Genomic DNA, 11,386 nt, shown 5'->3' on the forward strand with positions numbered 1-11,386 from the left:
ACACCGCCACCGCCACCGCCGACAGCACCGGCTCCTGCCCCACCCCCGCACGCCCCGGCAGCGCCTCCCGCGACACCACCCGGCGCACCGGACCCCGCACCATCGCCGACGGCACCCGCGCCACGAAATCCCCCACACTCGTCGGCGCCGCAGCAGCCCCACGGCGCCGGCCCTCGCTTCCCGCAGCATCAGCCCCCGAGGCCGCAGCGGACCGCGCACGCCCCCGAGCATCAGCACCGGAACCCGAGCCCGGGCCCGAACCGGGGCCGGCGCCGGGGCCGGGACGCGAGCCGGGGCCCGGCCCGGATGCCCCGGAGACCTGATCCTGCCACATCCCGACCACCCCCTCCCCGGACTCCCCGGCAGCCCCACCGCCGCCTGTTTCGATTGCCTGTTCGAAACCCAGCCTACACCCCGGGGCCGCATTACTGAAGGGTCGCCACGACATCTGTGGAAAAAGATGCCCCAACCCTCCTCCCCACAGCCAGATCAGCGAATAACACCCCTCTGACCAGGCTTGTCGTGCATCGCCCGAACCCCTGTTCCGGGACACGTACATCTTGTACAAGTCCCGCAACAACCCTCCCCGGAACACCTTTATCCACCATCACGGAACCCTGCTTGACACCCCGCGATTCTCCTGGAAGAGAGTCCACTCCACCGGCACGACGGGTCCCCCGCCATCGGCCCTTCCTCGAACGCGACGCGGCCCTCCATGCCATGCACGGAGGGCCGCAGGCGGTCGATCGCCGGAGGGCGATCGGCCGCGGGAAGACAGGTTCAGAACAGCAGCTCGACCCCTGCCAGCACGAGCGGGCCGTTCGACTCGGTGATCACCAGGCGGTAGTGCATCGCCGGGCGCGGCTCGTGGAGGAGGAAGGGGCGGGTCTGGCGGCGCCAGCGGAACTCCTGGCCGGCCCGCTCGTCGAGCACCTCCCAGGTCTCCCGGTCGTCGGAGATCTCCAGGCGCCACGCGACGGGATCGCCGCCCTCCTCCGCCCCGGAGGTGAGGGTGAGGAAGCGGGCGTCGACGGGCTCGTCGAAGCTCACGAGGTCGATGACGAGCTCCCCGGCCTCGCTGACGACGATCCCGTGCTGGACCGCGCCCGGCTCCGAACCGGGGGCGGGGAGGTGCAGCTCGGTGCGGGAATCGTCGTCGCGGAGCGGATCCTCCGGGTCGGGCGGGAGCAGGTCCACGAGCGGCTCGGGCTGCTCCCCCGGAGCGGTGGCCGAGGGCGGGACGGCGCCCCAGGTGCTGGGGGTCGGCGACAGGGTGAAGCGCAGCTCGCCGCGCAGGTCGGCGTGGTCGAGCGCGGCGACCTCGTGCTCGCGCCCGGCGACCGTCAGCCCCGCGACGTACGGGGCGGGGACGTCCTCGCCCTCGGCGATGACGGTGAAGGGCTCCCCGCCGAGAGGCCGCACGCGCGCCTCCGGGAACAGGGGGGCGACGAGGTGGTACCTCGCGGCGTCCAGCTGCAGCGGGTAGAGGCCGAGGGCCGTGAGCAGCCACCAGGCACTCATCTCGCCGTTGTCCTCGTCGCCGGGGTAGCCCTGGCCGATCTGCTCGCCGACGAAGAGCCGCTGCTGCACCTCCCGCACGATCTCCATGGCGCGGTGCGGGGCACCGGCGTGGTGGAAGAGGAACGGGATGTGGTGGGCGGGCTGGTTCGAGACGCCGAACTGGCCCATCCGCACCGCGCGGGCCTCGTCCATCTCATGGATGGCGTGCTCGTAGGTGCCCTTGAGATCCGCGTTCTCCGGGGTCGCGAAGAACTCCTCGAGCTTCTCGCGCAGCTTCTCGCGGCCTCCGTACAGGGCGGCCAGGCCCTCGCCGTCGTGCGGGACGTGGAAGGCGAAGTTCCAGCCGTCGGTCTCGGTGAAGTCGCCGCCCCACTCGCAGGGGTCGAAGTCCTCGGCGGAGCGGGCGAAGGAGCCGTCGGGGCGGCGGCCCTGGAAGAACCCGATGGCCTCGTCGAACAGGAGGGCGTAGTTCGCGGAGCGGGCGCGCAGGTAGGCGGCCTCCTCGGCGACCTCGGCGCGGCGGCGGGAGTCCAGGCGGGCGTCGCCCTGCAGCAGCTCGCCGAGCGCGGCGAGGCCTGCGTCGTTGATGTGCGCCTCGAGCGCCCACGACACCGACTCGGGGGTGTCGGTGTCGACGTAGCCGGTGAAGACGGCGCGCTCGTTGCCCTTGCGGCCGACCTCCGGGAACGGCGGCGCGACGGTCGCATTGCGCAGGCCGGAGTCGAAGGCGGCGAGCGGGTCGGGCAGGTCGACGCCCTTGAGGGCGAGGTCGGCGAAGGCGACGTCGGAGCTGGTGCCGGTCATGCAGTCGGCGTAGCCCGGGGAGGACCAGCGCGCGATCCACCCGCCCTCGCGGAACTGCTGGACGAAGCCGTCGGCGAGCTCGGCCGCGAGCTGCGGGTACAGCAGCGCGTAGGCCGGCCAGGCGGTGCGATAGGTGTCCCAGAAGCCGTTGTTGACGTACATCGTCCCCAGCACGACCTGGGCGTCGGTCTCCGTGGAGGTCAGCGGGCCGCGCGGCGGGAGCACGGGGCTGGCGTGGACCGGCGCCGGGTCCTCCGCCGTGCCCGCGTTCTCCCAGTGGGAGTTCGGGTAGAGGTTCAGGCGGTAGAGGTTCCCGTAGAGGGTGCGCAGCTGGGGGGCGCTCGCGCCCTCGACCTCGATCACCGACAGGCGCTGCGTCCAGGCGGCGTGCGCCGCCTCCCGCACCTCCTCGAACCGCCGCCCGGCGAGCTCGAGGTCGAAGGTGTGGCGGGCCTGCTCCATGCCGATGTAGCTGGTGACCATGCGGACGGTCACCACCTCGGTCCCCTCGGGGAAGGTGAGCACCCCCGCGCCGGGGGTGGCGCCCTCGGCAGGGCCGGCGCCGATGGGCAGCGGCGCGATCTGGGCGTGGACGAACATCCGGGTCGAGCCCTCGGCCCGCGCGTATCCCTGCTCGGGGCCGGAGTCGACCCACGCCTGCAGCGTGCCGTCGAGCACGGCGCCGGAGGCGTCGACCCGCGAGTGCTCGTCGATCCCCTCGAACAGCAGATGGGGCTCGCCGGGCCCGGAGGGCAGGCCGATCTCCACGAGCGCGCCGTGGTCGGTCGGGGCCAGCCGCAGGTGCGTGCCCCCGTCGAGGGAGACCTGGTAGACGTCCGGCCGGGCGATCTCCCGGGCGTGGTCGAAGCCGGCGGCGCGGCCCTCGGGGGAGGCGTCGGGCACCTGCCCGGAGGGCGTGGCGGCCAGCGGCATCAGGAGGAACTGGCCGCGGTCGCCCATCCACGGGCTCGGCTGGTGGGAGATGCCGAGCCCCTGCAGCCGGGGCCGGTTGTCGTCGCCGCCGCGGCGGTGGTACTCGTACACCCAGCGCCGGGTGCGGGCGTCGGTCATCGGGGTGAAGAAGGCGAAGCCGTTGGGCCAGGCCGTCAGCGGCAGGGTGTTGCCGCGGGAGAAGTCGCGGGAGGCGTAGGTGCCGCGGCGGGTGTCGACCCAGGCCACCGGGTCCTCGCGCGGCGGATCGGCCGGGGCCGGGCCCAGGTAGGGGCCGTCGATCCAGCCGGTCAGCTCGACGGCCCGCGCCGCCTCGGGGCGGTCGTCGGTCCCGGACACGGACAGCGGGATCTCCCCCGCGCCCACGCCGGTGACGGTGTCGGTGCCGGCGATGACGCTGCCGGGGGCCTGCACCGCCAGCTGCACCTCGGCGATGGTGCGTCCGGCGGCCGCCTCGAGGGAGACCTGCACGTCGTTCCACTGGTCGGCGTAGAGGATCTTCCCCTCCCCCATGCCGCGCGCGGTGGCGAGGGTGCCGTACTGGTCGCGCGGGTCCAGCTCGGACAGGCGCGAGCCGTCCTCGAACACCAGGTCGACGGCGACGTGGGTCGCGCCCCAGGTGAGGTTCTCGTCGAGATCGGGGAAGACGAAGGTGCGCAGCACGTCGCCGGGCTGCACGGTGCGGCCGGCCAGGTCCTCGAGGCCGGGCAGGACCGGCAGCGGCGCCCGGGCCTCCTCGCCCGGGGCGAAGGCGTAGCGGAGTGCGGCCGGGGAGAGGAATCCGGCGCCGTCCTTGCTGGTCGGAGAGCCGATGGGGCCGGTCGCTCCGTGGGACGACGTCTGTGCGGTGACGAACATGCGGATCAGGCTATCCGCTCACAGGGCGCCGATCACCGCATTGTCGATCGCGTCGACGTCGACCCCCGGGCGCTGGGCCCGGTTCGTCAGCAGCACCCAGCAGACCCCGGCGCCCGGATGGACCCAGAACGCCGTCCCGGCCCAGCCGGCATGGCCGTACAGGTCGGTGTCGATCAGGCCGGGGGCGCGGCGGGGCAGGTTCCAGCTGAACCCCCAGTCCTGGCCGCGCTCGGCGGGGTACGGGTCCAGGCGCGGGATGTCTCCGGTGAGGGGGCGCAGCAGCATCGCGAGCGTCGCCGGTCGCAGCACGTCCCCGCCGCCGGAGAGCAGGGTGCGCCCGATGCTCAGCAGGTCCTCCGCCGTGCCGGACAGCCCCGCCCCCGGGTGGCGGCGCGCGAGCAGGCGCTCCTCGTCCATCCCCGCGGCGGCGGCGTCGACGGTGCGCAGGGCGTCCCCGGGCTCGAGGGAGAGCCCGGCGGCTCCGGCCGATGCCGCCCAGTCCTGCAGCTGCCGGTCCCAGGGCGCTGCGCCGGCGTGCTCGATCATCGCGGCGACGCCCTCGAAGGCCAGCGAGGAGTACCGCGAGGCCGTGCCCGCGGCGAAGTCCCGACCGGAGCGCAGCAGCTCCTCGCGCAGCGGCGCGCGGGAGTCCAGCGGGGGCTCCGCGATCCCGGAGGTGTGGCTGACCAGGTGGCGCAGCCGGACGGTGTCCTCGCGCTCGGCGCCGAAGCCGGGCAGCGCCTCGGCCAGCGGGGTCTGCGGCGTGAGCAGGCCCTGCTGCACGAGGCGGGCCGCGGTGATGCCGACCAGGGGCTTGGTCACCGAGTACAGCAGGTAGCGCGCGTCCTCGCGGGCGCCGAAGGCGTCCAGGGCGAGGATCCCCTGCGCATCGGCGACGCCGAGCACGGCGGTGGGCAGGCGGTCCTCGGCGACGTGCCGGCGGACCACGTCGAAGGCGGCGGAGAGATCGGTCATCCCCGAATCCTAGATCGGGCGTCTACAGTGCCGACATGAGCTCCCGCCGTCCCTCGCCCCTGGGCGGCGCGAAGCCCACGCGGGAGGATCTCGCGCGCTTCGCCGCCGCCGGGCCCGATGACCTCGACGACGTGCTGCCCGCGCCGGGCGCGCCGGTGCGCCTGCTGATCGTGGGCATCAACCCGGGGCTGTGGACCGCCGCCGTCAACGCGCCGTTCGCCCATCCGGGCAACCGCTTCTGGCCCTCCCTGCAGCGCGCCGGGATCCTGGATCGGCGCATCGACGCCTCCCGCGGGCTCGACGCGGCCGATGAGCAGGAGATCCTCGGGCGCGGGATCGCCATGACCAACCTCGTCGCGCGCCCGACCGCGCGGGCCGACGAGCTCTCCCGCGAGGAGCTGCGCGAGGGCGGGCGGACGCTCGTGGCGCGGGTGCGGGAGATGCGGCCGCGGGCCGTCGCCGTCGTGGGGATCACGGCGTTCCGCACCGCGTTCTCCCTCCCGCGCGCGAGGATGGGACGGCAGGACGCCGAGGAGGTCGCCGGCTGGCCGCAGGGCTCGGCCCTGTGGGTGCTGCCGCAGCCCAGCGGGCTGAACGCGCACGAGACCGTGGACTCCCTGGCCGCGCACTGGCGCGCGGTGTGGGAGGCCTGCCCCGACCCGTCGGATCAGGAGGAGCCATGAGAGACGTCGAGATCCTCGCGCCGCGCGAGGTGCCGCTGGGCGGGCCGCGCTCGATGACCGTGCTGCGCACCCTGCCGCAGCGCCGACGATCGCTGATCGGCGCCTGGTGCTTCGCGGACCACTACGGGCCCGACGACGTCTCCCGCACCGGGGGCATGGACGTCGCGCCCCACCCGCACATCGGCCTGCAGACCGTGAGCTGGCTGTTCCGCGGGGAGATCGCGCACATCGACTCGGGCGGCGGGCGCGGCGAGGTGCTGCCCGGGGAGGTCAACCTGATGACGGCCGGCGACGGCATCGCGCACTCGGAGACCTCGACCGCGCCGACCACCGTCCTGCACGGCGTGCAGCTGTGGCTGGCCCTGCCGGAGTCCCGGAGGGCGTCCCTCCCCCGCCGTCTCGAGCACTATGCCCCGCCCGAGGTGGATCTGCCCGGCGGCTGCGCCCTCGTGCTCATCGGCTCCCTGCTGGGGAGCACCTCCCCCGTCGAGGTCCATACCCCGCTGGTCGGGGCCGAGATCCGGCTGGATCCCGGGGCGCGGCTCGAGATCGACGTGGACCCCGGCTTCGAGCACGGGGTGCTCGTGGACTGCGGGGAGGTCGACGTGGAGGGGGTCCCGGTGCCGCGGGCGTCCCTCGCCTATCTCGGCGTCGGCGCGGAGCGGCTGCACCTGCGCAACGCGGGCGGGCATGCCGCCCGCGTCATGCTGCTGGGCGGGGAGCCCTTCGAGGAGGAGATCGTCATGTGGTGGAACTTCGTGGGCCGCACGAGCGAGGAGATCCATCGGGCGCGGGCGGACTGGGAGGCCGGCGGCGAGCGCTTCGGCGAGGTCGCAGGGTATGTGGGGCACGGCGGCCCGGGGCGCAACGCCCACGGCCAGGGCCGGCTGCCCGCACCGGTGATCCCGCCGATGACTCTGCGGCCGCGCAGCAATCCCGCCCCGCACGCCCGGACGGAGCCGGTCCGATGAGCGTCCTGGAGCCCGAGGCGGTGCTCGCGCAGCTGCGCACCGAGGCGATGGTGCGCCTCGCCCTCGGCCGGGAGGAGCTCGAGGAGATCCGCCGCGACCTGCACCGGTCCGCGGACGCGGAGGGCGTGGCCTCGGCCCGCGCCGATGAGGTCCTCGCCGCGGCGTGGGTCGAGCGCGACCACCTCGCCCGCGAGAACGCGGGGCGCGACCGTTCCGCGGCGATCCGGCGCGCCCTGGCCCGGCTCGCGCAGGAGGACGCGCTGGTCGCCGAGGACGTGGGCGAGGACGAGGCCTCGGCGCGGACCCTCCTGGAGGAGGCGGCCCGCGCGCAGGAGCGCCGCACCGGCCGGGCCGTGCGCGGCTGGGTGTACTTCCATCGGGGGGACGCCGAGAAGATGGTCGACGGCACCGACGTGCTCACGCTGCGCGTGGACGAGGACCCCGACGGCGGCCTCCCCGGCCGGCTGCGCGAGGCGCTGGCCGCCGAGGGCATCCCCGTGCCCTCGGGCGAGGAGGACGGGCCGGTGCTCGAGATCCCGGAGGCGTCCTGGTTCCCGGCGCCGCCGGGGCAGGTCGGCTAGCGGCTCAGTCCCACCACAGCACGAGCACCCGATCGGGGTCCATGCCCAGCTCGCGCACCACGTCCACGAGGTCGTCGTCCGGGGCGAGGGGATCGACCTCGTCGGGCCCGATCTCCTCCTCGAACCAGCCGCGCACCTCCTCCGGGGTCGCGATCGTCTCGACCAGGACCGTGTCGGAGAACGGCCAGTCCGGGTCGTCGAACATGGTCAGGGCGATCCGGACGTCCGCGACCTCGCTGCGGTCCCGGATCTCGGAGAAGATCTCGAAAGCCTCCTGCGGCGGGACCAGGGATCCGAGGTCCTGCGGATCCCGCACGACGTTGCACAGGATCGATCCCTCGGCCTCGTTGCCCTCGAAGAACTCCTCGAGGGTGAGCACGGGGGTGCTGGTGAACTGGCCGTCCTCGCCGAGACGGTCCGCCACGAGGGCGGTGATGCGCTCCAGGGGCGTCGACATGCCCCCGAGGGTAGAGCGCGGCGGGCGGTCGCGCCACCGTCCGGCGTGTCCGAGCATGTCGCCGCCCGTGACAGGCGCGCCGCGATGCGACAGGGTGGTCGGGCACCGAACGAAGGACGGACATGAGCACCACCCCGCACAGCAGCCCGGATCCCGCCGCGACCGATGCGGAGGCCTTCTCCCGCGCCTGGCAGGAGTGGCATCGCCGGCACGAGGAGCGGCGCCGCGAGCCGCTGGGGTTCCTCGCCGTGACCGCGCTGCACTGGCTCGAGGGGACCCCGATCCACCTCCCGGGCGCCCCCGGCACCTGGCGGCTGGGCGAGGACGGGCCGGAGGTCGAGCTCGATCCCGGCGAGCAGCTGGTGCTGGGCGCGACGGTGATCACCGGACGCCACAGCTTCGGCCCCCTGACCCCGGGCACGAGCATCACCGCCGCCTTCCTCGACGACGGCGTCGCCGGCGCGGTGGAGATCGCCGACCGCGGCGGACGGGTGATCCTGCGCCCGCGCCGCGCCGATGCCCCGTACCTCGCCGCCTACCCCGGCACCCCGGCCTTCCCGCCCGATCCGCGCTGGCGGATCCCCGCCCGGCTGCTCCCGGACGCCCCGGCGCGCACCTCCCGGGTCGGCTCGGTCGTCGAGGGCCTCGAGCAGGAGTTCCGCTCCCCCGGGGTGCTCGAGCTCGAGCTCGCCGGGACGCGGCACCGGCTGACGGCCTTCGCCTCGGAGCCCGACGGCGCGCTCTCCGTGCTGTTCCGGGACGCCACCAGCGGCGAGAGCACCTGCGCCGTCGGCCGCTGGCTGGAGGTGCCGCCGCCCGACACCTCGGGTGCCACCGTCCTGGACTTCACGCGGGCCGTGAACCTCCCCTGCGCGTACACCGACCACGCCACCTGCCCGCTGCCGCCGCCGGAGAACCGTCTCCCCGTCGCCGTCGAGGCCGGGGAGCGGACCCCGATCTCGCGGGTCACCGCGGCGTCCTGAGCAGGCGGGGCCGCCGGCCGCCTGCTCACAGGCCGTCCTCGCGCGATCCGCCGATCCGCTTGCGGGGCCGCGGGGGGCGTGGAATCGTGGGGCCACCACTCGGCGAAGGAGCCGGAAGGTCGCGCCTTCGCCGCTCGCGAACAAGCAGGAGGTCCTTCGTGAAACTGCCGTGGCTCATCCCCGCCCTCGAGGCCGACGGTCCGTACCTCTCCGTGTATCTCGACACCACGCGCACCGACCAGCGCGCCGCGGACGAGCTCGCCACCCGATGGGCCCAGCAGCGCGGCACCCTGCGCGGGGCCGGCGCCCCCGACGTCCTGCTCGCCGAGGTCGAGGAGACCGTGCTGGCCCCCACCCGGATCGGCGGGCGCCACGGCCGCGCCGTCCTCGCCACCGAGGGCGGCATCGTGCTGGATCGCGTGCTGCCGGCGCCGCCGCTGCAGGAGTGCGCCGCCTGGTCCGACCGCCCCGTCCTGCTGCCGCTGCTGCAGCTGACGCCGTACGCCGTCAGCCAGCTGCTGATCGAGGTGGACCGCTCGGGGGCGGACCTGCACCTGCGCGCCCCGGAGAACCCCTCCATCCCGCAGAGCGAGAACGTCCTGGACGGCGAGGCGCAGGTCGACGGCGGCCACGACGAGCTGCACAAGACCGGCCGCGGCGGGGGCTCGCAGCACGGCTGGCGCTCGGACAACTTCGAGGCCCGGGTCGAGGACTCGTGGGAGCGCAATGCGGAGGCGGTCGCGCAGAGCGTGCAGCGCCTGGTCGCGCGGCATCGGCCGGAGATGGTGCTGGCCACGGGCGACGTGCGGGCCCTGTCCCTGCTGAAGGACGAGCTGGGCCCGGACGTGCTGCCGCTGCTGCGGGAGATCCCCGGCGGCACCCGCGGGCAGAGCCTGGACCGGCCGACCTTCCGCGAGTCGGTCCGGGAGGCGACGCGGGAGCACATCGATGCCCGGCAGCGCGAGCTGGCCGACCGCTTCGCGGAGGAGCAGGGGCGCGGCGGCACGTCCGTCGCCGGCGTCGACGAGGTGCGCCAGGCGCTCGAGCGCGGCCAGGTGGAGGAGCTGATCTTCGTCACGGGGCAGGAGCCCGCCGGCATCGAGGAGCTGCTGGCCGCCGCGATCCGCACCGATGCGGGCGTGAGCGCGCTGGCCGACGGCGTCGCGACGGTGCCCGAGGGCGTCGGGGCGCTGCTGCGCTGGCGGGACGGGGCGACCCCGTCCAACAGCGTCGGCTCCATGACCGGCGACTCCCGCCGGGAGCACGGCGCCGTCTGAGACCCCCGGGCCCGCGGGCCGCGGCCCGCTCAGGCCGCGGCCGGCGGCGCCGCCCGGCGCACCCCGAGCACCAGGAGGGTCTGGCCGCCGATGTAGGTCGCCATCACCCACAGCTCGTGCCCGGGCAGGGCCCGTTCCGCGAAGGTCTCCAGGCCGATCATCGCGTCCGAGACCAGGAAGATCGCCCCGCCGAGCGCGCCCAGCGGGCCCAGCCCGGTGGCGAGGACCGCCATCGAGGCGAGCGCCCCGCCGTACACGAGCACGGCCGGGAGCATCGGCCCGGCGCCCGGGGCGCAGAGCGTCACGATCCCGGTCAGGGCCGCGGCGTAGGGCACGAGCGCGGCGGCGCGCGGGACGGGCCGCAGGCCCAGGATCCCCGCCGCCCGCAGCGGGGCGAAGGCGCGGATGTACGCGGCCTGCGCCAGCAGGAACGGGCCGAGCATGAGACCGAAGGCGAGGTCCTCGTGGTCGGTCAGCTTCGGCAGGGAGTCGCCCAGCCACGAGAGCGACAGCGCCGCCAGGACCCGGCGCGGCAGCGGCCGCGACAGGTCCGTCCCGGCCGCCAGCACGGCGGCGAGGGAGGGCATGAGCAGCACCTGGGTGCCGGCGGCCCACGCGCCGCCGGGGGCGACGGCCGTGGCCACCAGGTGGGTGCCCGCGAGGACGGCGCAGGCCGCCCCGGAGATCAGGAGGCTCCGGGACGGCCTGCGCACGGCTCTGCTCGCTCGCGGGGCGTCAGCCGCGCGATGCCGGGGTGACCGGCGGCTCCGCCGACCAGGGGAAGACGATCCACTCGTCGGTGCGGCGCCACACGAAGTCCGGCGCGACCACGGAGGCCGACTTCGCGTACAGCACGGCGCTGCGGGCCTCGGCGCCCTGGCCGCGCAGCAGGTCGAGCACGAGGGCGAGGGTGCGGCCGGAGTCGGCCACGTCGTCCACGACCAGCAGGCGCTTGCCGGCGATGGCCTCGGTGTCCAGCAGCGGGGCGAGCAGGACCGGGTCCGGCAGGGTCTCGTGGACATCGGTGTAGAACTCGACGTTGATCGCGTCGGCGAGCTTGAGGCCCAGCGCGTAGGACAGCGAGCCGGCCGGCAGCAGGCCGCCGCGGGCGACGGCGATGACGATCTCGGGACGGTAGTCGCTGTCGGCGATCTGCTGGGCCAGCTCGCGCGAGGCGGTGCCGAACAGCTCCCAGGAGAGGATCTCCTTGACGGGCAGATCGCTGGAGTCGGCGTGGTGGGCGAGATTCATCGTGGTCCTCATGCTCGGGGTCGTCCGGGTGCCGCCGGTCGCGCGCGGCGCTGGTGCTCGGGGGAATGCGTCGA

10 protein-coding genes are annotated in these 11,386 nt (G+C 74.9%); 5 read left to right on the top strand and 5 right to left on the bottom strand.

Translation table 11 applies throughout. From position 1 onward, the window contains the following. Window positions 1-780 precede the first annotated feature (780 nt). Both ABD234_RS07525 and ABD234_RS07530 read right to left on the bottom strand, forming a co-directional pair. Complete coding sequence (locus tag ABD234_RS07525) at window positions 781-4,134, bottom strand: GH92 family glycosyl hydrolase (RefSeq protein WP_344354827.1); 3,354 nt, start codon at window positions 4,132-4,134, stop codon at window positions 781-783. Window positions 4,135-4,152: 18 nt separating this feature from the next. Then, a complete protein-coding gene (locus ABD234_RS07530; protein ID WP_344354828.1) occupies window positions 4,153-5,109 on the bottom strand; it encodes a serine hydrolase domain-containing protein in 957 nt (318 codons plus the stop codon). 35 nt (window positions 5,110-5,144) lie between these two features. Between ABD234_RS07530 and ABD234_RS07535 the strand changes: the two genes are divergently transcribed. From ABD234_RS07535 to ABD234_RS07545, 3 genes are read left to right on the top strand one after another with little or no spacing between them, the layout of a single operon-like run. Beyond that, window positions 5,145-5,792, top strand: a complete 648-nt coding sequence (locus tag ABD234_RS07535; protein WP_344354830.1) for a mismatch-specific DNA-glycosylase — start codon at window positions 5,145-5,147, stop codon at window positions 5,790-5,792. Beyond that, complete coding sequence (locus ABD234_RS07540; RefSeq protein WP_344354831.1) at window positions 5,789-6,763, top strand: pirin family protein; 975 nt, start codon at window positions 5,789-5,791, stop codon at window positions 6,761-6,763. The genes ABD234_RS07535 and ABD234_RS07540 overlap by 4 nt, the downstream gene beginning before the upstream one ends. Beyond that, a complete protein-coding gene (locus ABD234_RS07545) occupies window positions 6,760-7,344 on the top strand; it encodes a DUF6891 domain-containing protein (RefSeq protein WP_344354832.1) in 585 nt (194 codons plus the stop codon). Before ABD234_RS07540 ends, ABD234_RS07545 begins: the two co-directional genes overlap by 4 nt. A 4-nt stretch (window positions 7,345-7,348) precedes the next feature. Here the strand turns inward: ABD234_RS07545 and ABD234_RS07550 are convergent, their stop codons facing one another. After that, window positions 7,349-7,801, bottom strand: a complete 453-nt coding sequence (locus ABD234_RS07550; RefSeq protein ID WP_344354833.1) for a hypothetical protein — start codon at window positions 7,799-7,801, stop codon at window positions 7,349-7,351. Between the two features lie 122 nt (window positions 7,802-7,923). On the opposite strand from ABD234_RS07550, the gene ABD234_RS07555 reads away from it, so the two are divergent. Both ABD234_RS07555 and ABD234_RS07560 read left to right on the top strand, forming a co-directional pair. Further along, window positions 7,924-8,784, top strand: a complete 861-nt coding sequence (locus tag ABD234_RS07555; RefSeq protein ID WP_344354834.1) for a DUF1684 domain-containing protein — start codon at window positions 7,924-7,926, stop codon at window positions 8,782-8,784. Window positions 8,785-8,942: 158 nt separating this feature from the next. Beyond that, window positions 8,943-10,061 carry a baeRF2 domain-containing protein gene (locus ABD234_RS07560; protein ID WP_344354836.1) on the top strand — a complete coding sequence of 373 codons (1,119 nt, stop codon included), beginning with the start codon at window positions 8,943-8,945 and terminating at the stop codon, window positions 10,059-10,061. 29 nt (window positions 10,062-10,090) lie between these two features. On the opposite strand, the gene ABD234_RS07565 is transcribed toward ABD234_RS07560, so the two are convergent. Further along, a complete protein-coding gene (locus tag ABD234_RS07565; RefSeq protein WP_344354837.1) occupies window positions 10,091-10,774 on the bottom strand; it encodes a lysoplasmalogenase family protein in 684 nt (227 codons plus the stop codon). A gap of 22 nt (window positions 10,775-10,796) precedes the next feature. Continuing rightward, the gene (locus tag ABD234_RS07570; RefSeq protein ID WP_038370765.1) at window positions 10,797-11,312 is read right to left on the bottom strand and encodes a phosphoribosyltransferase; all 516 of its coding nucleotides are present in this window, start codon (window positions 11,310-11,312) and stop codon (window positions 10,797-10,799) included. Window positions 11,313-11,386 lie beyond the last annotated feature (74 nt).

The organism is Brachybacterium phenoliresistens (assembly GCF_039530785.1).
Taxonomy (GTDB): Bacteria; Actinomycetota; Actinomycetes; order Actinomycetales; family Dermabacteraceae; genus Brachybacterium; species Brachybacterium phenoliresistens.

Coding starts and splice junctions, on each gene's coding strand:
- ABD234_RS07570 (WP_038370765.1), bottom strand. CDS start 11,312: ATGAATCTCGCCCACCACGCCGACTCCAGCGATCTGCCCGTCAAGGAG.
- ABD234_RS07530 (WP_344354828.1), bottom strand. CDS start 5,109: ATGACCGATCTCTCCGCCGCCTTCGACGTGGTCCGCCGGCACGTCGCC.
- ABD234_RS07525 (WP_344354827.1), bottom strand. CDS start 4,134: ATGTTCGTCACCGCACAGACGTCGTCCCACGGAGCGACCGGCCCCATC.
- ABD234_RS07550 (WP_344354833.1), bottom strand. CDS start 7,801: ATGTCGACGCCCCTGGAGCGCATCACCGCCCTCGTGGCGGACCGTCTC.
- ABD234_RS07540 (WP_344354831.1), top strand. CDS start 5,789: ATGAGAGACGTCGAGATCCTCGCGCCGCGCGAGGTGCCGCTGGGCGGG.
- ABD234_RS07545 (WP_344354832.1), top strand. CDS start 6,760: ATGAGCGTCCTGGAGCCCGAGGCGGTGCTCGCGCAGCTGCGCACCGAG.
- ABD234_RS07535 (WP_344354830.1), top strand. CDS start 5,145: ATGAGCTCCCGCCGTCCCTCGCCCCTGGGCGGCGCGAAGCCCACGCGG.
- ABD234_RS07555 (WP_344354834.1), top strand. CDS start 7,924: ATGAGCACCACCCCGCACAGCAGCCCGGATCCCGCCGCGACCGATGCG.